The 20,453-nt window shown below is 71.2% G+C and carries 14 protein-coding genes and 1 pseudogene; 12 read left to right on the top strand and 3 right to left on the bottom strand.

All coding sequences use genetic code 11. The features are described from left to right. Window positions 1–35: 35 nt before the first annotated feature. A complete protein-coding gene (locus AB0I54_RS29380) occupies window positions 36–785 on the top strand; it encodes a protein phosphatase 2C domain-containing protein (RefSeq protein WP_363299198.1) in 750 nt (249 codons plus the stop codon). On the opposite strand, the gene AB0I54_RS29375 is transcribed toward AB0I54_RS29380, so the two are convergent. Then, window positions 751–1,434: a methyltransferase domain-containing protein gene (locus AB0I54_RS29375; protein ID WP_363299196.1), complete on the bottom strand. Its 684-nt coding sequence runs from the start codon at window positions 1,432–1,434 to the stop codon at window positions 751–753. The two genes, AB0I54_RS29380 and AB0I54_RS29375, sit on opposite strands and share 35 nt — an antisense overlap. A 223-nt stretch (window positions 1,435–1,657) precedes the next feature. Between AB0I54_RS29375 and AB0I54_RS29370 the strand changes: the two genes are divergently transcribed. Further along, complete coding sequence (locus AB0I54_RS29370) at window positions 1,658–4,330, top strand: SpoIIE family protein phosphatase (RefSeq protein WP_363299334.1); 2,673 nt, start codon at window positions 1,658–1,660, stop codon at window positions 4,328–4,330. 92 nt (window positions 4,331–4,422) lie between these two features. On the opposite strand, the gene AB0I54_RS29365 is transcribed toward AB0I54_RS29370, so the two are convergent. Next, window positions 4,423–4,764: a hypothetical protein gene (locus AB0I54_RS29365; RefSeq protein ID WP_363299195.1), complete on the bottom strand. Its 342-nt coding sequence runs from the start codon at window positions 4,762–4,764 to the stop codon at window positions 4,423–4,425. A gap of 292 nt (window positions 4,765–5,056) precedes the next feature. Between AB0I54_RS29365 and AB0I54_RS29360 the strand changes: the two genes are divergently transcribed. Beyond that, the gene (locus AB0I54_RS29360; protein ID WP_363299194.1) at window positions 5,057–6,037 is read left to right on the top strand and encodes a serine/threonine-protein kinase; all 981 of its coding nucleotides are present in this window, start codon (window positions 5,057–5,059) and stop codon (window positions 6,035–6,037) included. A 37-nt stretch (window positions 6,038–6,074) separates the two neighbouring features. Here AB0I54_RS29360 and AB0I54_RS29355 read toward each other — a convergent pair whose 3' ends face one another. Continuing rightward, window positions 6,075–8,405, bottom strand: coding sequence for a SpoIIE family protein phosphatase (locus AB0I54_RS29355; RefSeq protein ID WP_363299193.1), 2,331 nt, complete (start codon window positions 8,403–8,405; stop codon window positions 6,075–6,077). Between the two features lie 391 nt (window positions 8,406–8,796). On the opposite strand from AB0I54_RS29355, the gene AB0I54_RS29350 reads away from it, so the two are divergent. The 9 genes and pseudogenes from AB0I54_RS29350 to AB0I54_RS29310 all read left to right on the top strand — a co-directional run bounded on the left by AB0I54_RS29350 (window position 8,797) and on the right by AB0I54_RS29310 (window position 20,302). Beyond that, window positions 8,797–9,027, top strand: a complete 231-nt coding sequence (locus AB0I54_RS29350; protein WP_263215444.1) for a helix-turn-helix transcriptional regulator — start codon at window positions 8,797–8,799, stop codon at window positions 9,025–9,027. Between the two features lie 244 nt (window positions 9,028–9,271). Further along, window positions 9,272–10,225: a polyprenyl synthetase family protein gene (locus tag AB0I54_RS29345; protein WP_363299192.1), complete on the top strand. Its 954-nt coding sequence runs from the start codon at window positions 9,272–9,274 to the stop codon at window positions 10,223–10,225. Window positions 10,226–10,442: 217 nt separating this feature from the next. Continuing rightward, window positions 10,443–12,146 (top strand): trypsin-like peptidase domain-containing protein, encoded by a 1,704-nt coding sequence (locus tag AB0I54_RS29340; protein ID WP_363299191.1) that lies wholly within the window; start codon window positions 10,443–10,445, stop codon window positions 12,144–12,146. A gap of 34 nt (window positions 12,147–12,180) precedes the next feature. Then, window positions 12,181–13,209 (top strand): MoxR family ATPase, encoded by a 1,029-nt coding sequence (locus AB0I54_RS29335; protein WP_363299190.1) that lies wholly within the window; start codon window positions 12,181–12,183, stop codon window positions 13,207–13,209. After that, window positions 13,199–18,202 (top strand): SAV_2336 N-terminal domain-related protein, encoded by a 5,004-nt coding sequence (locus tag AB0I54_RS29330; protein ID WP_363299188.1) that lies wholly within the window; start codon window positions 13,199–13,201, stop codon window positions 18,200–18,202. The genes AB0I54_RS29335 and AB0I54_RS29330 overlap by 11 nt, the downstream gene beginning before the upstream one ends. Before the next feature lie 62 nt (window positions 18,203–18,264). Then, window positions 18,265–18,714, top strand: coding sequence for a MarR family transcriptional regulator (locus AB0I54_RS29325; protein WP_363299187.1), 450 nt, complete (start codon window positions 18,265–18,267; stop codon window positions 18,712–18,714). Next, on the top strand, window positions 18,711–19,145 hold the full coding sequence (locus AB0I54_RS29320; RefSeq protein ID WP_363299186.1) for a hypothetical protein: 435 nt from the start codon (window positions 18,711–18,713) through the stop codon (window positions 19,143–19,145). Before AB0I54_RS29325 ends, AB0I54_RS29320 begins: the two co-directional genes overlap by 4 nt. Before the next feature lie 238 nt (window positions 19,146–19,383). Further along, window positions 19,384–19,824 (top strand): annotated as a pseudogene (locus tag AB0I54_RS29315) (hypothetical protein); the annotation flags it as partial. Between the two features lie 112 nt (window positions 19,825–19,936). Next, the gene (locus tag AB0I54_RS29310) at window positions 19,937–20,302 is read left to right on the top strand and encodes an NAD-dependent epimerase/dehydratase family protein (protein ID WP_363299185.1); all 366 of its coding nucleotides are present in this window, start codon (window positions 19,937–19,939) and stop codon (window positions 20,300–20,302) included. Window positions 20,303–20,453 lie beyond the last annotated feature (151 nt).

Raw genomic sequence — 20,453 nt, 5'->3', positions numbered from 1 at the left:
GTCCTGTGCCCTGTGCGGGAAGGCGGTGGCTTTCCGTGCCGTACGTGGCGGTGAGTGCGCTGAGCCATCCCGGGCTGCTGCGCTCCCGGAACGAGGACAGTCTCGTCATCGGACCGTGGACCCTGTGCGCCACGGTGACCGAGAGCCCGCAGACCCTGTACTTCCCGCTCGCGACGCCTCTCGTCGTCGCCGTCGCCGACGGGCTCGGCGGGCATCCCGGCGGCGAGGTGGCCAGCGCCCTGGTGGTCCGCCGGATCGCGTCGATCGGTCCCGCCCTGAGCAGCGAGGACGCCGTCCGCGACGCGCTGAACGACTGCAACCGCGCCGTGTACCTGGCCTCCGGCGGTGACGAGGGAGGCGAACTCGCCACCATGGGGACGACGATCGCCGGTGCCGTCGTACTGCCCGACTCACTGCTGGTGTTCAACGTGGGCGACAGCCGGGTCCTGGCGGCCTCCGGCCGCGGGCTGCTCCAGGTCAGCGTCGACGACAGTCCTCCGCTCGAACCCGGGCGGCGCACCACCTCCCTCGTGACGCAGTGCCTGGGCGGTACCGACACGTACCGCGCCGTCCAGCCCCATGTGGCGGCCGTTTCCCTGTCGCTCGGTGACCGCTACCTCATCTGCACCGACGGTCTGACCGATCCGGTGCCGCCGGACGTGATCGACGACGTGATGCGGGAGCACGACGACGGCCGTGCGGTGGTCGAGTTGTGGAAGGCCGCCATCGAGGCGGGCGGCCCCGACAACATCACGCTGGCGGTCGTGCGCGTCGCGGACGCGTAGGCGACTCCGCATCGCCCGGCGGGAAGGCGTATTGCCCCTGCAGTCGCACGAAGCACGCCCCGGTCACCGTCCGCAACTGCTCCAGCCCCGATGAGGTGCGCTCGAAGCACACCACCTGCTCGTGCCCGCCGGGACCGATCGGCTGCACCAGGCGGCCGCGCGGCCGTACCTGCGCGACCAGGGGCGCGGGCACGTCCGGGTACGCGGCGGACACGAGGACGGCGTCGTAGGGAGCGCGGTCGGGCACGCCGCCGCTGCCGTCGCCGATCCGCAACTCCACGTTCCGTACGCCCTGCCGTGCGAGATTCTCCCGCGCCTGGTGGGCGATGCCCGGCCGTGTCTCGATGCTGACCACGTCGGCGGCCAGCCGGGCGAGCAGCGCGGTCTGGAAGCCGAGGCCGGTACCGACTTCAAGGACGTGCTCAATGCCGTCCAGACCGAGGCTCTCGATCATCATGGCGGACAGCGACGGCTGAGTGGTGACCTGTCCCTGCCCGATCGCTATGGGTACGTCGCGGTAGGCGTCGGCCACGTGTCCGGCCGGGACGAATGCGGCCCGGGGTGTCGTTCGCACGACTTCGAGCAGCCGCTCGTCCTCGATCCCGGCGGCTCTGAGGGCTCGTACGAGATCTGCCGGCTCCTTGGGCATGGACTTCACGGGAAGGTCACCACACACCAGGCTAGGACTCGCTCGGCCGCGATGGTTCCGGCTGAGCAGGTCAGGGGTCACGCGGCGGTGCTATCAAGGTTGTATGGGACCTTTCGGGCGTTTTCGGAGCCCGTCGCATCATCCCCTCACCCGGCGGCTGCGCGACCGGGACACCCTGCTGAACCCACGCAGTACCGCCGGACAGGGGTTCCTCCTCCAGATCATGATCGTGGTGCTGCTCGTCGTGGCGGCGGTGGTGGCTCTGGTGATCCAGGCGGATCGGGACGCCCTGCGGCAGGGACGTCGCGAGTCGGTCGTCGCGGCACAGGCGTTCGCGAACTCCCCCGGTGTGGACGAAGCCCTGCTCAGCCGGGATCCGAGCTCGGTACTGCAGCCGCGAGCCGAGGCAGCACGCAAGAGGACGGGCGTCGATTTCGTCGTCGCCATGAGCACCGACGGAATTCGCTATACGTATCCCTACCCCGAGGAGATCGGGAAGAAGTTCGTCGGCACCATCAAGCCGGCGCTGGAGGGCCGCACCGTCATCGAGCAGGCCGGCGGCCCGCCCCTGCCCGCGGGCAGGGGGACAGCCGTGCAGGCCGTGGTCCCGGTGACCGACTCGCACGGAAAGGTCGTCGGGCTGGTCTCGGCCGGGATCACGGTCACGAACGTGACGCAACGCTGGATGCCACAACTGCCGATCATCCTTGTCTCCGGCGCCTTCGCGCTGGCGCTCGCGACGACCGGCACCACGCTGATCTCCCGGCGCCTGCGGCGTCAGACGCACGGGCTGGCGCCCGCGGAACTGGCGCGGATGTACGAGCACCACGACGCGGTCCTGCACTCGGTACGGGAAGGAGTACTGATCGTCGACGCCGACGGACGGCTGATGCTGGCCAACGACGAGGCTCAGCGGCTCCTTGGCCTGCGGTCCGACGCGCTGGGGCGCCCGGTACGGGAGCTGGGACTTCCCGAGCAGCTCACGCATGTGCTCACGTCGCCGGAGATGGTGACCGACGAGGTGCATCTCGCGGACGAGCGGTTGCTCGCGGTGAGCAAGCGGTCCACGCTCCGGGACACGGACCGGCGGAGCAACGTGGTGACCCTGAGGGACACCACGGAGCTGGTCGCGGTCTCCGGGCGGGCCGAGGTGGCGCGGGAGCGGCTGACGCTGCTGTACGAGGCGGGCATGCGGATCGGGACGACGCTGGACGTCCGGCGTACGGCCCGGGAGCTGGGCGATGTCGCGGTGCCGCGGTTCGCCGATCTCGTCACCGTGGATCTGATGGATGCGGTGCTGCGCGGGCTGGAACCGACGGCGGAGGGATGGCGGCATCTGCACCGTGCGGCGCTGAGCGGTGAACAGTCGAGGATGCCGGTGTATCCGCTCGGCGAAGTGATCACCTTCTCGCCGGACACCCCGCAGATGCGGACGCTGCAGGAGGGGCGGGGTGTGCTGGAGGCGGACCTGCGGCATGCCCACGCTTGGCAGCAGCAGGATCCGGAGCGCACCGAGAAGGCCCTGGAGCGCGGGCTGCATTCCCTGGTGACCGTGCCGTTGCAGGCCAGGGGTGTGCCGCTGGGCGTGGTGAACTTCTACCGGACGGTGGATTCCCCGGCGTACGAGCAGGACGATCTGTCCGTCGCGGAGGAGTTGGGCGCGCGGGCCGCGGTGGCGATCGACAACGCCCGTAGGTTCGCCCGTGAGCACGCGACGGCGGTGACACTGCAGCGCAGTCTCCTGCCCCGGGGACAGCCGGAACAGGACGCGCTGGAGGTGGCCTGGCGGTACGTGCCGGCGGAGGCCGGAGTGGGCGGGGACTGGTTCGACGTGATCCCGCTGCCGGGCGCCCGGGTGGCACTGGTGATGGGCGATGTCGTCGGGCACGGGCTGCACGCGGCGGCGACGATGGGCCGGCTGCGCACCGCGGTGCACAACTTCTCCACGCTGGACCTGCCGGTCGACGAGGTGCTCGGGTACCTGGACGACCTGGTCGTACGCATGGACGAGGAGGACACCGACGGACTCGCCGAAGGCCACGAGGGTGAGGGAGTCACGGGAGCGACGATCCTGTACGCGGTCTACGACCCGGTTTCGGGGGCGTGCACGATGGCCCGCGCGGGGCACCCCGAACCGGTGGTGGTGGGCCCGGACGGAACCGTCACCTGTCCCGGAGTGCCGGCCTCGGCACCACTGGGTCTGGGCGGCTACCCCTTCGAGACCGCCGAGCTGCACCTCGCCGAGGGTTCCCAACTGGTGCTCTACACCGACGGTTTGGTGGAGGACCGTACCCGCGACATCGACGTGGGTCTGGAGAGGCTGCGCCGTGTGCTGGGCGGGGCCGGGGGCCGCACCGCGGAGGAGACCTGCGGCATGGTGATGGATGCCCTGAAGCCCAAGCACCCCGGCGACGACATCGCGCTGCTGACGGCGCGGACCCGGCTGTTCCCGCCCTCGCGCGTGGCGGAGTGGGACGTACCGCCGAACCCGGCCGTGGTGCCGTCCATCCGGGCCGAGTGCAGGGAGAAGCTGCGGGAGTGGGGGCTGGAGGAGGTCGCCTTCACCACGGAACTGATTCTCAGTGAGCTGACCACGAACGCCATCCGGTACGGATCGCCACCGGTCAAGCTGCGGCTGCTGAACGGGCGCTATCTGACCTCCGAGGTGTCGGACGGCAGCAGTACCTCGCCCCGGCTACGGCGGGCGGCGACCACGGACGAGGGCGGCCGGGGGCTGTTCCTCGTGGCACAGTTCGCGCAGCGGTGGGGCACGCGGTACAACCGTGGCGGCAAGGTCATCTGGGCGGAACAAGTCCTCCACGACGGCGCTTCCGCCACCGCCGCCTACACACCGGTCGACGTTCTCCTCGAACAGTTCGGCGATCCCACCCTGTGACCTCGTCAGGCAGGGCCCCGCCCGTGAGCCGGCGCATACGAAAGGGGCGCGCCCGCGATGGGCGCGCCCCCTCGTGTTCGCGGCGACCATCGCTACAGCACGAGGATCACGATGGATCCGTTGTCGAAGAAGCGGTGATCGAAGCGGTGATCGAAGTGGTCGAAGCGGTTGAACCGTTCGAAGCGGTTACCGAAGCCGTTGCCGAAGCAGAACCCTGGGTGGTCGAAGCAGAACTGCCTGTTGTCGAAGCGGAACCCGCCGCGGTCGAAGCAGCGGAAGTCGCTGCGGCCGAAGCACATGTTGCTGGTCACCTGGGGGTGCACGGCGGGGGCTGCCGCCGCTGCCGTGCCTGCTGCGCCGATCGAAGCGCCGCCGGCCATCAGAATGCTGACCGCGGACGCCGCGACGAGACGCCTCGCGCGGTGTGCTCGCATGACGGATGCCCTCTTCCTTCCATCGTCTCGCGCGACTCTCAGCGTCACGAGAGGGATGACCGCAGCCGCAAGCCGCAAAGGACTGTGGTCGCGGCCCTACTTTGAGTACGTCGGCGGAGCCGTTTGGGATTGCGCTTCGAGGACGGATGCGAAGAGAACCGAGGGCGAAGAGAACCGACCGGCGCCCGCGTCAAGTCCCGAGCTGTCGGAACATGACCCTGTCGTCCCGCGTGCGCATGATGCCGGACATGGGGTTTTGGCGTGAATGGGCGGTAGGGGCAGGTGACGAGTGATGCGCGAGACGTTCGATCTGGTGGGGACGCGGATCGCCGGATATGAGGTGCTGCGTGAGATCGGGCACGGGGGAATGGCGGTGGTGTACTGCGCAAGGGACCTGCGCCTCGATCGGACGGTGGCGTTGAAGCTGCTCACTCCGGAAATGGCCCGCAATGACACGTTCCGCAAACGCTTCATGCACGAGTCGCGGGTGGCTGCCGCGATCGACCATCCACATATCGTGCCGATTTTCGAGGCCGGCGAGAAGGACGGCGTGCTGTACATCGCCATGCGTTATGTGTCGGGGTGCGACCTGCGGGCCTTGATCGACCGGGAGGGCGTGCTGAGCGTCGACGCCGTACTGCGCATCGCTGGTCAGGTCGCGTCGGCGCTCGATGCGGCCCATGAGAACGACCTGGTGCACCGGGACGTCAAACCGGGCAACGTCCTGGTGGCACAGGGCACGGACAGCGAGCATCCCGAGCATGTTTATCTCACGGATTTCGGACTGACGAAGAAGTGCTTGTCGCTGTCGGGATTCACGACGGTGGGGGAATTCGTCGGAACACTGGACTACGTGGCGCCGGAGCAGATTTCGGGTCGCCCGGTGGACGGCCGATGTGACCTTTACAGCCTTGCCTGCGTCGCCTACGAGATACTCGCGGGCAGGCCTCCTTTCCGTCAGGAGGATGACATCGCGCTGCTCTGGGCCCATCAGTACGACAGTCCGCCTCCCCTGAGCGAGCTGCGGCCGGAGTTGCCGCCGGAGCTGGACGGTGTGATCGCGAAGGCGCTCGCCAAGGTTCCCGAGGACCGTTACGAGTCGTGCCTGGAGTTCGTGGGCGCATTGCGGGCTGCCACCGGCGGTTCCCGTACGAAGTCACCCGCACCGACTCGCGGCGGTCGCCGGACGGTCACGGCCGTGCGGCATTCCGATCCGATCCCCGGCCCGCCGGCCTGGGCACAACCGGTCTTCGACGCGTCGCCAAGTTCCTGATCGCCAAGTTCTTGGTCGCCCGGTTCTTGAGCGTGCTTCAGGCCTCGCTGAGGAACTGCTCCGCCCAGACGGTCTTTCCCACCGAGGTGGGGCGAGCCCCCCAGCGTTGCGAGAGCTGCCCGACCAGCAGGAGGCCGCGTCCTCCCTCGTCGAAGGTGCGAGCACGCCGCATATGGGGCGCGGTGTTGCTGGAGTCGAACACTTCGCAGGTCAGGGTGTGGTTGTCGTGGATGAGGCGGAGCCGGATGGGGGGTCGGCCGTAGCGGATCGCGTTGGTGACCAGCTCGCTCACCACGAGCTCGGTGATGAACGCCGCCTCGTCCAGGTGCCAGGCGGTGAGCTGGTCGGTGGCGAGCTGACGCGCGTCGGCGACCGTGGCAGGGTCGAAGGGCAGGTCCCAGGTGGCGACCCGGTCGGCGTCCAGGGCCTTCGTACGGGCGATGAGCAGGGCGATGTCGTCGTCGGGGCGGTGGGTGAGCATCGAGGTCAGGACCCTGTCGCACACCGCGTCGAGGCTCTGGGCGGGGCGGGCGAGGGCGGCGAACATGGTGTCCAGGGAGTCGTCGATGTCGTGGTCGCGGGGTTCGAGCAGGCCGTTCGTGTAGAGGGCGATCAGGCTGCCCTCGGGCAGTTCGGTCTCGATGGCTTCGAAGGGCAGACCGCCCAGGCCCAGCGGGGGACCCGCGGGGACGTCGAGGAAGCGGACGGCGCCGCCGGGCGTGACCACGGCGGGCGGGGGGTGACCGGCCCGGGCGAGGGTGCAGTGGCGGGAGACGGGGTCGTAGACGGCGTACAGGCAGGTGGTGCCGACGCCACCGGCGGTTTCGGAGGCGTTGTCGGTGCCTGCCTCCTCGGCGGACAGATGGATGACGAGGTCGTCGATGTGGCTGAGCAGTTCGTCGGGCGGCAGGTCGACGTCGGCCAGCGTGCGGACCGCGGTGCGGACCCGGCCCATCGTGGCGGAGGCGCGGATCCCATGGCCGACGACGTCGCCCACGACGAGGGCGACCCGGGTGCCGGACAGCGGGATCACATCGAACCAGTCGCCGCCCACTCCTGCCTGGCTGACGGAGGGCAGGTAGCGGGTGGCGATGTCCATGGCCCCCTGCTCGGGCAGCGACTGCGGAAGCAAGCTGCGCTGGAGGGCCATGGTGGAGGTGTGCTGCCGCTCGGGGCGGCTGGCGCTGTGGATGCTGGTGGCCGCCTTCGCGGCCAGTTGCTCGGCCAGCCACAGATCGTCCGCGTCGAAGGGGTCCGGGCGCTGATGCCGCCCGAACAGGGCCACACCGAACGAGGTGTCGCCGGACCGGATCGGCACCACCATCAGCGAGTGTGTGCCGCTGTCGCGGATCCAGGCGGCCTGCGGGTCGTCCTGAGCCCAGTGGATGACGGCGTCCTCGCCGCCCGAGTGCACCGCGGCCCGGCCCTCGGCCAGGCACCGGGCGAGCGGCGACCCGGCCGCGCAGCGCCGCGGTCGGTCCAGGGGCCGGGGCGCGGGGTGCTGCTCGGTCACAGCCTGCACCGCGACGCGGCTGAGAGTGAGGCCCACAGCCGACCAGGAGGGGGGCGGCTGGCCGCGCCGGGGGGTGTCCAGCAGGTCGACGGTGCAGGTGTCGGCGAGTCGCGGGACCGCGACGTCGGCGAGCTCCTGCGCGGTGCGATGCGTGTCGGGGCTGGTACCGATGCGCCGTCCCGCGTCGCTCAGCAGCCGCATCCGCTGCTGGATGAGCTGCTCGGGCGGATGGGAGTGTGCCGTCAGGGATACGGCTCGTACCTGGCCGGCGGAGTCGACCAGCGGCGCGAGACCGCCCTGCCAGGTGCGCCGCGGGTCGACGGGGTCCAGGCAGAGCGGGAGGTCCTGCGGCTCACCGCCGTCGAGGATCCCCCGCATGCTCGTCTCGGCCTCGTGACTGGCCGGGTGCGGCACGATGTCGGGCAGGCGCAGCCCGCGCATCGTGTCCTCGGTCAGGGACAGCGCGCGCTCCATTCCGGCGCTGGCCCGCACCAGTCGCAGATCCTGGTCGAAGACCGCGAGAAGGCAGGGAGAACGGTCGAAGGCCCACTCCCCCAGTGCTCTGTCACTGTCGGGATGCGACGGGCTGGTCACCGCGGACACGATCAGCCACTCGGCACCCGTGCCTCCCGGTACGGGGCGTAGGTGCGCCAGTACGTGCCGCTCCACCTGGTAGCCGTCCCGGTGGCGCAGTACGACGGCGCCGCCCCACCGCCGACGTGCGGCTGCTTCCCGCCACGCCCGGCCGACGGCCTCGCCCGGAACGTCGGCGAGCAGACGTACGACCTCGTGTCCCACGACCTCCGCGGGCCGGTAGCCCAGCAGCAGCCTGGCACCGTCGCTCCATCCCGTCACGACGCCCTGCTCATCGACGGTGGCCGTAGCGGAGTAGGCCCGAGGAGGCACAGCGTGTGCGTGAGCCTGCGCCTGCTTCCTGGGAGGGGTGGGAAGTCGCTCCATCGCCGCTCATCCTTCGACGAACCTGCCCGGCCGAGGCCCTCTAACCAGCATGATCCCGACGGCCACGGAGCACCAGTCCGCCGCCGGGGGGCCTCGGGCGTAGGCGCGAACCCCTCGCCGGCGCCCCCAGGGGGCCCTGTGACACGCCTGTGACAGTCGACGGACACCGTGATGACGTCGGCCGATCAAAGTATTTGGAAACGGACAAATTGCAGTTTTCGGGCATGTGTCTTGCTTCCGTCGACGTGAGCAGCGATGACCGAGCCGATCTGTCAGAGGAAACCTCATGAGCCTCACCGCTACTACGCAGCACGACGAAGACACCGTGCCCGCGCTGGCCCCGCGTGAGCGAGAGACCCTGCAGCACATCGCCGCGGGTCACACCTACCTGCAGACGGCTCGTCACATGGGACTGTCCAAGCACACGGTCGACGCCTATCTCCGCCGCATCCGCGCCAAGCTGAACATCAACAGCACCGCGGAACTCACCCGGCTGGCCATCTCCCTGGGCCTGTGACAGCAAGGCGGGCAACTGTATGACTTCGACCCTCATACGGGTGAGTTGACGCAGGGGCACCCGGGGCAGCCGCCTTCCTGACCGCTACGAAGATCACACGTAGCCGATGGCTCTGTGTCTCGCTAAGGAGAAGCCCGTGGCTGACGCGCCGCCTGCCCCGCCCCCACCTGCACGGTCCGGGCCGGAGGCGGTACTCCGGGGCGAGATCGCCCGCTGTGTCCGCCCGTGCGGAGCCGGAGTCCCGGTGCTCACAGAAGCATGCGCGGCCGCGCTCGACCCGCCGGGCAAGCTGCTGCGGCCCCTGCTGCTGGTGTACAGCGCCCTGGCCGTCGGCGGGGTGCTGGAGCAGGTGGTGCCCGCGGCGGCGGGGCTGGAGTGCGCCCATGCGGGGAGTCTCGTCCACGACGACCTCATCGACCGCGACGCCGTACGCCGGGGCCGCGCCGCCGTCCACACGCGGTTCGGTCCCGGGACCGCGGTGGTGGCCGGCAACTCACTGTTCTTCGCCTGGTTCGATGCCCTCGCCGAATGCGCCGACCGTGGCGTACCGGCCTCCCGCATCGTCACGGCGATGCGGGTCCAGGCCCGTGCCGGGCGCGAGGCGTGCGAGGGCGCGGCCCGGGAGCTCGTACAGACCGGGGACCTCGGCATCCAGGTCGAGGAGTATCTGGAGATGGCGCGGCTGAAGACGGCGGTACTGTTCTCGGCGGCCTGCCGCATCGGTGCCGCCCTCGCGGGCGCCGGTGAGGACGAGGCCGCGGCGCTGACCGGCTACGGCGAGGCGCTCGGCATCGCCTACCAGATCCATGACGACCTGCTCCCGTACACCGGCGGCCTGCCGGGCAAGCCGTCCGACAGCGACCTGCGCAACCAGCGGCCCACCCTCCCCGTTCTGCTCGCCCGTGACCACGCAGGGCCGGCGCAACGCGAACAGCTCGCCCGTGCCTTCACCACCGCGCCGGACGAGCGGACCGGCAGACGGATCCGGGAACTGGTCGCCACGACCGGTGGCCTCCACGCCGCGGGAGAGCTGGCGCAGAAGCACATCCGCCGGGCCCTCGCCCACCTCGACGCTCTGCCCGACACCCCCGCCCGTGACCGCCTCCGCGCATTCGCCGTCGACGGCACGGCCCGGACCCGCTCCGGCACCGAAGGCATCAAAGACATCGAGGCCCCCGCAAGCGAGACCCGTACCTGACGACGGACACCGGCCCGCAGGCTCCGCCCCGGCGCCCGGCGCCGTCCCGCCGCGGTCGACCGGGCAGCCAGGGCTCACGCCGGTGCTGCTGGTCGAACCGACCTTGTGAACATCGGGACAACCCCAAGTACCGCCCGTAACAATGGGCATACGCGCGGCAGTGTGACGACGGGGGCGTGCCATGGAAGGCGTGGTGGATTTCGAGAACAGTCCGGTCATGCCGAGCTCCGAGTGGCACGCCAGGATCGAGTGCGCGGGTCAGGTCGTCGGTGCGGGCTTCCTGGTGACCCCTGACAAGGTTCTGACCTGTGCTCATGTCGTGCACGGCAGTGCCGAGTCGGCGGTGGCCGTGTCCTTCCCGCAGCTCCCCGCCTCCCCTCCCGTTCCGGCGCGCGTCGTCGTGCACGGCGGCTGGTCCGGCGGCGTCACCGATGCCGGGGACATCGCCGTCCTCGAACTGGACCGCCCGGTGTCACTCGCCCCGGCCGCCTTCGCGCCTCCCGGGGCCGAGCGCGGAAGTCCCTCACCCGAACTGGTCGCGTACGGCTTCCCGGAGGGGTCCGACGAGGGAGTGCTCGCCTCCTACCGTGCCGTGCCCGGCCCGCTGATCCTCGGCGAGTGGGTCCAGTTGGAGGCGTTCACGGCGCACGGCCAGCCGCTGGCGGCGGGGTTCAGCGGCGCGGCGGTGGCGCTCGCCGACGGCACGGTGGTCGGCATGGTCTCGGCCATCACGACCGCCCCGGGCGTCCTGGTCGGGCGGATGCTGCCCACCCGGGTCCTGCAACGCTACTGGCGCGACCTGCGCAGCCTGGTCCCGGAGTCGCCGCGCGCGGCCGCCGACCGGGCACGGCTGCGCGAGCTGGTCGAGAAGGCGGTCCGCGCGGGCCTGGAGTGCGATCCGGTGCGGCTCTACAACGCCGCCGCGGGCGACTACGACCCGCCCGCACCGCAGGACGGGTTCGACTCGCTCCGGTCGGCGGCGCTGTTCGTCCTGTGCGAACTCGACGGACGTGAGGCCAAGGACACCGTGACCCGGTTCGCCGACCGGCTGGAGGCCCTGCTCGGTGCCGGTGATCCGCAGGAGTCGGGGCCCGACTGGTCGCCCATTCTCGTCGAGTTGGGTCCCAGCGGCGAGGGCGAGGGCCAAGTGCGCGTCGAGGTCTCGGCGTTCAGCGAAGGCCGTCGGCACCCGGTCGCCTCGGACACCGTGCCCCGTACCCGGCTGAGTGCATACGTCCAGGACCGCATCGAGGCAGCCATCCTTCATCTCACGCCCGGGGCGGATGAGTTGATCACATTTTCCCTGCCCCGCGACTGGCTCCACTGGCCCGTCGACACCTGGGAGAGCGACCCCGACGACGAGCTTCCGCTCGGCTGCGTCCATCCGCTCGTCGTCACCGACCACGCGCGCCGCAAACCGACGGCCCGGAACGACCTCACCAAGGCGTGGAACCGGCTCGACTCCGCCACCGGCTGCCGGATGGAACGCGTCGAGTGCGGGGGATCAGTCGGCCCCAAGCAGCTCCTGAACAGGCTCTGGCAGGCGGACGCATGCCTCGCGGGCTTCGCCACGACTCCCCAGACGACCCGCACCCGCGGTCACTTCAACAAGTCGGTCACCGCACCGGCCCCGGTCATCGCCTGGTCGCGCAACGGCTGCGGCAGCGGGGAGACCGGAGAAGGGGACGCGTGCGCGGGCGACTGCGCCGGAACGGCGTTCCTGGACCGGCTCGACGAGCGGGTCGCCGACGTGCCGCCCGCCGAACTCCCGCTCCACATCCGCGAACTGCGCCGTGCCGCCTACACCACGGACGACCCGGCCGGACACTGGGCCGAGGGCATCCAGCTGCTGTGGGACGACCCACGCCGTTTCACCGACCCGCACGCCACCGCCGCCCACTCCCGCTCACCCGTCGCCTGAACCCAGCCCCGGAGAACCGAACCGGAGACCGCCCATGCCGCACTGGTCCGTCTACACCGGCAACAGCGAGCCGCACGACGGCATCGAGCAGTTGCCGGCCCCGCCGCCCTGGCGGGCGTTCGACGGCGGCCCCACGCTGCCGCCGCCCCGCGACAACGACGACGGAGCGGCCGTCTCACCCGACCGGGTGCACCGCGCCCGCACCTATGTCGCCACTGCGCAGAGCGTCCAGCTCGTCAACGCGGCGCTCTGTCTGCGCCGCCCGCTGCTGGTCACCGGACCGCCCGGCACCGGCAAGTCCTCGCTGGTGTACGCGGTGGCGCGCGAACTGTGTCTCGGCCCGGTCCTGCGCTGGAACATCACCAGCCGCAGCACGCTCGCCGACGGCCTCTACCAGTACGACCCGCTGTCCCGGCTCTACGCCGCCCGTCCCGGCGCCGGTGCCGACGCACCGCACCATGGCGCGGGCGGCATCGAGAACCACCTGCGCCTGGGCCCCCTGGGTACCGCGCTGCTCCCCCACGACCGCCCCCGCGCGCTGCTCATCGACGAGATCGACAAGAGTGACCTCGACCTGCCCAACGACCTGCTGAACGTCCTGGAGGAGGGGCAGTACGAGATCCCGGAGCTGGTCCGCTCCGCGCGCTACGCCGACGACGGCGACACGGCCGACGTCCTGGCGGACGGCACGGACCGCCCGGTCACGATCAGCCGCGGCCTCGTCCGCTGTCGCGCCTTTCCCTTCGTCGTGCTGACCAGCAACGGTGAACGCGAGTTCCCGCCCGCCTTCCTGCGCCGCTGCGTCCGGCTGAAGCTGCTCCGCCCCGGCCGGGAGCAGCTCACCGAGATCGTCCGCGCCCATCTCGGCGACCCGGACGACCGGGCGGAGTCCCTCATCCGGGCGTTCCTGACCCGCGCCGGCAGCGGGGAGCTCGCCACCGACCAGTTGTTGAACGCCATCTACCTCACCGGAGTCGCCGGCCTGGACACCGAGTCCCGCGAGGATCTCGCCGCGCAGCTGATGCCGTATCTCAGTGCGGCCGCGGACGGCGATGGCTTCTGACTCCAGGGGCGCCGCTGTGCCGGGAGACGCATCACTCGTCCCCCAGCTCGCCGCCGTGCTGGCAGCCGCCGCTGAAGCGACGGAGACAGCCCACGCATCGGCGCCCGGCGACGGACCGACGCCTAGGGAGCTGGCGGAACTGCTGTGGTTGGCACAGCGGTTGGGCCCCGTCGAGGAACCAGCGGTGGCACCGGCCACGGCACCACCCGTCGCCCCCGCACGGGACACGGAGACCGAGGTCCCGACGGAACAGGGTGCCACCGACGTCGTACCACCGACTCCCCGCGCGCCACAGCCGGACCCCTCACCCGCGACGCCCCCGGACGGCCGAGTCCCCCTGCACATGCCCGCACCCCCCTCGGCCCAGCCCGAGCGTGCCGCCGACGGCCCCTCGCTGCTGGCCCCCGCACCCCCGATGCTGAAGCGACCACTGGCGCTCCAGCGGGCCCTGCGTCCCCTCAAGCGCAGGGTGCCGTCCCCACATGCCCGCATCCTGGACGAGCGTGCGACGGCCGACCGCATCGCCCGGCTCGGAGCGCATCCCGACGCATGGCTACCCGTGCTGCGCCCGGCCCCCGACCGCTGGCTACGGCTGAGCCTGGTGCACGACACGGGCCCCACGATGCCCGTCTGGCGCCCCCTGGTGCGCGAACTGCACACCGCCCTGGCACAGTCGGGCTTCTTCCGCACGGTCACCCTGCATCCGGCCACCCCCGACGGCCGGGCCCGGCACGTCCCCGACCTCGCCGACGGCCGCACCGTCACACTCGTCGTCAGTGACTGCATGGGCCCGCAATGGCGTCCGGGCCCGGCGGGCCGACGCTGGTACGACACCCTGCGGCGCTGGGCGCTCCGCATGCCGCTGGCCGTCGTACAGCCGCTGCCCGAACGCCTGTGGCCGACCACGACCCTGCCCGCCGAGCCCGGCCTGCTCACGGCGCCGGCGACGGCAGCCGCAACCGCGGCACTCGCCTTCGCGCCGTACGACGCGGACGCCCCGCCTCCGCGCGACGGCGCCGTCCTCCTCCCCGTCCTGGAACCGGGCCCGAAGTGGCTCGCGCACTGGGCCGGCCTGATCGCCGACCCGGGCGGCGGCCGGACGCCCGGCGCGGCGGCCTGGCTCCCGCCCGCACCCACCCCTGACACCGAACCCGCCCCGGACATCGCGTCGTTGGCGCCCGACGACCTGTTCCGTCACTTCCGCGCCACTGCCACCCCGGAAGCCTTCCGGCTCGCCGGCCACCTCGCGCTGGCCGTCCCCTCGGTGCCGGTGATGCGCCTCGTGCAGCACACCCTGCTCCGCGACCCGCGCCCTCAACACCTGGCCGAGGTCATCCTCAGCGGCATGCTGACCGCCGTCCCCGGTCCGCCGGGCTCGTACGACTTCCGCCCCGGGGTCCGCGATCTGCTGATGCGCACGCTGCCGCGTACGGCCCGGGAACGGGCACGCGAATTCCTGGCCCAGGTCGGCGGGTTGATCGACGAGCGCGCGGGGTTCGCGGCCGGGGAGTTCCGTGCCCATGCGGGAAGCCATGGGGACGCGCCCTTCGCGACGGTGAGCGAGGAGACCGTACAGCGTCTGGGCGCAGGAGAGGACCAGGCGCGCGAAGGCACGGAGCAGGGGCTGATCGGTGGACGGTACCGGCCGGTGGAGCGGCGGGGGCCGGGGCAGCGGATGTGGACGGCCGTGGATGTGGCCACGGACCAGCTCGTCGCCCTGCACCTGTACCGGGAGCAAACTGCGCCTCAGGACCGGTTCCTGCGCGAGGCACAAGCGCTGGCCGCGATCGACGACCCACATGTGGTGCGGGTCCTGAGCCATGGGGTGCAGGGCGAAGTCCCCTATCTGGTCACCCAGTTCGTGGACGGGGTGACGCTGGCGGAGCTGCAGCGGGGCAGCGGACCGGGGGTGCCCTTCGGGCTGTTCGCTCGTCTCGCCTCCCAGGTGGTCCCCGGGTTGCGCGCCCTGCACGAGCGTGGTCTGGTGCGCGGGCAGACGGGTACGGCCGGCCTGCTGCTTCGCCCTGACGGCACCGTCGTGATCAGCAGGTTCGCCCTGGGCGAGGAGTCCCTGGGCAAGGACGCGACGTCGGACTTCCACGAACTCAACGCACTGCTACGAGACTTGGTGCCGTCCGTGACGACACCCGCGGAGTACAGGGAGCTGCTGGCCGAGATCGGCAACGGCCGGCTGACGGCCGAGGCGGCGGCCCCGCGACTGGCCATGGCGCAGGACCCCGACTCCTGGAGCTTCGGGCTGCTCGGCCCACTGCGGATCACCCTCCCCGACGAGCCGGTCATCACAGTGCCGGTCTCCGAGGCACAGGCCATGCTGTGCATGCTGATTCTCCGGCACGGGCGGCGCGTCACCTACCCGGAGCTGGCCCAGGGCATGTGGGAACAGCCGCCCACGCACCCCGAGGCCGTCCGCCGTATCGATCTGCTGGCCGCCGAGGTACTGAGACGCCTGGGCCCGGGCACCGTCGCCGCCCTCCCGGACGGCTACGCCCTCCATGTGCCCGGTGCGTTCGTCGACGTACTCCACTGCGAGGACCTGCTCAGTGGCGCATCCGGCGCGCCCGGCGAGCAGGACGCCGGTAGCCGACGCGCCGAGATCCGTCGGGCCCTGGATCTCTGGTACGGCCCTCCCCTCGACGGCATTCCCGGTCCGGCCGCCGAAGCGACCCGCGCCCGCGTGCACGCGCTGCGCCTGTCACTGCGCACGGCCGGTGCCGAACTGGACGTGGAACTGGGTCACTTGGCCGGCGCGACGACCGAGCTGGAGGTCCTCGTCCGAGACCATCCCGACCAAGTGCACCTCCGCCGTCTGCACATGCTGGCGCTCAGGGGCCAGGGGCGCATCGCCCAGGCCGTCGCGTCGTACGAGTCGTACGCGGAGCTCCGGGAGCGGGACGGCGACCCGATCGATGGCGCCCTGGAAGTGCTGTACCGAGAGCTGCTCAGTGCGTCGAGCGCATCGCGTGGCTCCGACGACCTTGCCCTCACGTTGCTGCGCGAACTCGTCCAGGCGGCGACGGTCCGTGTTCATCACCCCGCCTCCGGGTACGACTTGGACGAGTCCGCCACATTCATCGCCAGCGGCTTCTTCGCCGCCCCCAACTGGGTGGTGACCTGCGCTCACGTGGCTTCCCGAGCGGTGGGGAACGACGTGACGGTGGTCTACGAAAGCGCACCGGACCGGAGCACGTCCGTCGTCCGCGGCACGGTGGCGGCGATACTTCCGGAACTGGCACTCGTGCGGCTGACAGAGCCTGTCCAGCACGAGTGCGCCTATCTCTCCGAACGCCCCACGGTGTTGCGCCCCGGCGACTGGATGTTCTACGCGGGCTGGGCCGAGACGGACGGCCAGGTGCATCGCCAGCACGGCTCGCTCGCCGTGCAGGGCAGCATCGCCGGCCGGTCCGGTGCCGCCCGGGTGCACCTGGCCGACGACGACCTCCCCCACGGCCTCTCCGGCGGACCCGTGATCGACCCCGTCCGCGGCGAGGTCGTCGGCGTGCTGACGACGCGACCGGATCATGTGCGCGGCGGAACCTGTGTGGGGATCTCCGAGCTGCGCGCCCTGCCGGTGTCCGCGGTGAACAGCGAGCACGCCGACCTCTATCAAGCGGTGTTCCACGCCCACGACCGATACCACCGCACCCGCCGGCGCCAACCCGACATCACCCGCCCCACCTGGGCCGAGCTACAGAACCAACTCGGCGCACGACCCGGCCGGATGCTGACGCCGTACGAGCGCACCGAGCTGCTCGGTCTGCTCGCCGACCTTCCGCCGCCGGTCAGCACCCGCAGTCTGGTCGACATCCTGGCCTCCGTGCAGGAGCGTCGTACGCCCACTCCCCTGCCCGCGCCGCGCGGCTGGCGGGACGGGCTCGGTGTCCTGTACGAGAGCACGAGGAGACGAGAGGCCGTGCTCGAATTCGCGATGCAGGCGATGTCGACGGACCGGGCCGGGGACGGGCCGCAGACTTCCGGTGCCGAGGAAGCGCTCTGGGCGTGGGTGATGCAAGCCGCGCAGCCCCTCGGCGCGGCCTACCGCGAACACCTCGCCCAACAGCGGGTCGAACGGCTCCGGTTTGCGCGGTCCACACAGGCGTCGCGGCCGGGACCGGGCTACCGGACGGGCTCCGGACCACAGCAGCCGACCCGTGCCGAGGCCCGCTCCCCGGGCAGGATCCTGCTGGAACTCACGGGGCGTGGCTTCGAACCCGGCCGCGTGGACTGGCGGATCGCTCTGCTCGACACAACGCGGGATGAGGTACTGCCGCTCGCGGAAGGCTTCCGCACTTCGCTGGAAGCACTTGCTCCCACTCTGGTGGCCCCGCTCGCAGAGGCGTTTCGCCGCTTCGACGAGCCAGGCCACCCCGCGACACTGGAGATCGCCACCCCGGCACGGCTCCTGGACCTGCCTGTCGATGCCTGGCGCCTGGTGCCCAGTGATGACCGTCCTCTGGGAGCCACGCGCCCGATCGTCACGCGTTGCGCAGACGCCCTGCTCGACGAGGACTCCGAATTCGCGGAGGAGCGTCTCGCACGCTGGCGCGCCCTGCACGCCCGTGAGCCCGTCCCGGAGTTGCTGGACTGTGCGGACGGCATCGCGATGCCCCTGCGCGAGGTGGAGTCGTTGCGTGCCCTTCCCCCGACCACGATCCCCGTCCTGTGCGGCAGGAGCCATGGCTACGCCGAGGAAACGGATGCGCTCGGCCGCCTCCTCCTCGCGGGCTTCACCATCGTGCTGTGGCGCCGGCACAGCAGGTTCGCCGGCGCTGACTGCGGGGAGTACCACCGGGGCATCCGCCAGACGGTGGCTTCGATCCGCGGGGTGGCCGAGCTGCCCCAAGCGCTCCTCGATATGCGCGCTCGCACGGCGGCAGGCGATCCGGACGTCCGCTGGTCCGACGGACTGATGCTGATGTACGACGACCCGACCCGGCCGTTGCCGGGGGCGGGCGATCTCCTGGAAGCACCGTGAGCCGCGGACGCGACGAAAACCGGCTTGCGAGCCGTTAGTACGATTTCGTAATATCCGAAATCATGAAGTCCGAGACCATGAAGTCCGAATCCGTGCCACCTGGCCGGTCGGTGCTGCTGACCTTGCAGCGCGCGACCCACGCCACCCTGCAGCTGATCAGCACCGAACTCGTCGACCTCGACCTCACCGCCTCGGAGATCAACGCGCTGGCGAACCTCGCCGACGGCCGAGGCCGCACCGTGTCCCAGCTGGGCGCCGCCGTCGGCATCCGGCCCACCACGCTCACCAGCGTGCTGGACCGGTTGGAACGCCGCGGTCACATCACCCGCGGCACCCGGGCAGGCGACCGCCGCTCGGTACTGATCGAACTCACCGAGTCCGGTCGCGCCACGGCAGCCTTGATCGAGCAGACGCTGGCCGACATCGAGGGCCGCGCGCTGGCGGGCCTGTCTGCCGAGGCGATCGCCGGTTTCCACACCGTTCTGGACGCTTTGGTCGCGGAGGGGATGTGACCACGAGCGGCCACGACGTGAACGAGCAGTCCTCGCCGTTCACGGAACTGATGGCGCAGGTGATGGCCACCGCCGAGCGCTTCGGGCACCGCCAGCACGTCCACCTCACCTGGCTGGCCGTCCGGCGCTACGGCACCGAAGCGGCGGTGGACCTGGTCAGCGACGGCATCCGGCGCACCGCCCGCTACGCAGGTGCCCCGCAGAAGTACCACGCCACCGTGAGTCGCGCCTGGGTCGAGCTGGTGGGCCACCACGCGACCCAGCCGGACACGGCCGACTTCGACACCTTCGCCGACCAGCACCCCGCGCTGCTCGACAAGAAGCTGCTCACGCGCTTCTACCAGCCCTCGACGCTGGCCGGCGCCCGGGCCAGGACCAGCTGGGTCGAGCCCGACCGCACGCCCTTCCCCTGGCAGCACACTGACGCGTGAGTCGCCGGCGGCTGTGCGCTCCGCTTCCGATTCGTTCATCGTTCACACGACACTCACCCATCGTAGGGAGCCCGTTCGGCCCGTGTCGGAAGGGTCCTGGCGGCCTGTCAGACCGATCCCAGGACGGACTTCGTGATCGAATCACGTGTTCCCCGGTGGCGCCGTAGCCTCTGTCTTCTCCTCACCGCAGTTGTCGGCCCGACGCTGGTCGTCGGCGCCCTGACGGCGTCGCCGGCCCAAGGACGGGTCGACGGGCTCGGCCTACGACCCGAGCGTGTACAGCGCGCACACGGGCGGGGTGTTCTTCGTCGGCGTCGAAGGCACCGGCATGATCTACGGTTACGTCCTCCAGGACTCGGGCGCCTTCACTCGCGTCGCGTCCATCAGCAGCGGCATGGCCGGCGTCATGGAACTGCAGTGGGAGCCGCAGGCTTCGCGTCTGTGGGTCGTCTGCGACGACACCTGCGGCGGTCAGCACCGCACCATGCAGGTCGATGCGTCCGGCGCCTTCGCCACCACGGCGATCTACAACCGGCCCACCGGCATGGCCAACCTCAACAACGAGGGCTTCTCGGTGGCCGGAGCCGATGAGTGCGTCGGCGGCTCCAAGCCCGTGTTCTGGGCCGACGACAGCAACGACAGCGGTCACGCACTGCGCAGGGGCACCATCACCTGCTGAACCCACCGCACGACCGCGGCCCCGGCCGCCCTCTCGCCGGGGCCGCGGTCCCTACCACGCACCGTTCGACCGCCGCGCGGATGCGCGGGTTGTCGCAACCTGGGGAGGCACGGTGGGGCTGGGAACGGTGGCGGTCACGGGCGCGGCGGGGAACATCGGGTCCGTGGTGCGCGAGGCGCTGCGGGGCGAGGCGGCGCGCCTGGTCCTGGTCGACCGGGTGCCCTTGACGCCGCAGGCCGAGTACGAGACCGTCCACACCGTCGATCTGAGGGACGCGGCCGCCGTGGAGTCGGCGCTCGCCGGGGCCGACCGCGTGCTCCACCTGGGCGGTGTTCCGGACGAGGCGCCGCTTGCCGATCTGCTCGAAGCCAACGTGCTCGGCACCCATCACGTCCTGGAGGCGGCGCAGCGCACGGGGATCGGGCGGGTGGTGCCGGCCGGCAGCAATCGCGTCACCGGCATCTCGCGACCTGGCTGAGCCCACGCGACGTCGTCGGCTACCTGCGCGCCGCACTGACCGCCCCGCCGGCCACCCGCTTCGCCACGGTGTACGCCGTCTCCGCCAACACACGCCGCTTCTGGGAGCTCCCCGACCCGGCCGTACTGGACTACCCCCCCCCGTCGACGAC

It is taken from the genome of Streptomyces sp. NPDC050625, assembly GCF_040654755.1.
Lineage (GTDB): Bacteria > Actinomycetota > Actinomycetes > Streptomycetales > Streptomycetaceae > Streptomyces.
The sequence above is the reverse complement of the archived record's forward strand: the minus strand, read 5'-3'. Positions and strand labels throughout refer to the sequence as shown.

Excerpts from the sequence above, each read along its gene's own strand:
- AB0I54_RS29375 (WP_363299196.1), bottom strand. The coding sequence starts at position 1,434 with ATGCCCAAGGAGCCGGCAGATCTCGTACGAGCCCTCAGAGCCGCCGGG.
- AB0I54_RS29370 (WP_363299334.1), top strand. The coding sequence starts at position 1,658 with ATGATCGTGGTGCTGCTCGTCGTGGCGGCGGTGGTGGCTCTGGTGATC.
- AB0I54_RS29365 (WP_363299195.1), bottom strand. The coding sequence starts at position 4,764 with ATGCGAGCACACCGCGCGAGGCGTCTCGTCGCGGCGTCCGCGGTCAGC.
- AB0I54_RS29360 (WP_363299194.1), top strand. The coding sequence starts at position 5,057 with ATGCGCGAGACGTTCGATCTGGTGGGGACGCGGATCGCCGGATATGAG.
- AB0I54_RS29350 (WP_263215444.1), top strand. The coding sequence starts at position 8,797 with ATGAGCCTCACCGCTACTACGCAGCACGACGAAGACACCGTGCCCGCG.
- AB0I54_RS29340 (WP_363299191.1), top strand. The coding sequence starts at position 10,443 with ATGCCGAGCTCCGAGTGGCACGCCAGGATCGAGTGCGCGGGTCAGGTC.
- AB0I54_RS29335 (WP_363299190.1), top strand. The coding sequence starts at position 12,181 with ATGCCGCACTGGTCCGTCTACACCGGCAACAGCGAGCCGCACGACGGC.
- AB0I54_RS29330 (WP_363299188.1), top strand. The coding sequence starts at position 13,199 with ATGGCTTCTGACTCCAGGGGCGCCGCTGTGCCGGGAGACGCATCACTC.
- AB0I54_RS29325 (WP_363299187.1), top strand. The coding sequence starts at position 18,265 with ATGAAGTCCGAGACCATGAAGTCCGAATCCGTGCCACCTGGCCGGTCG.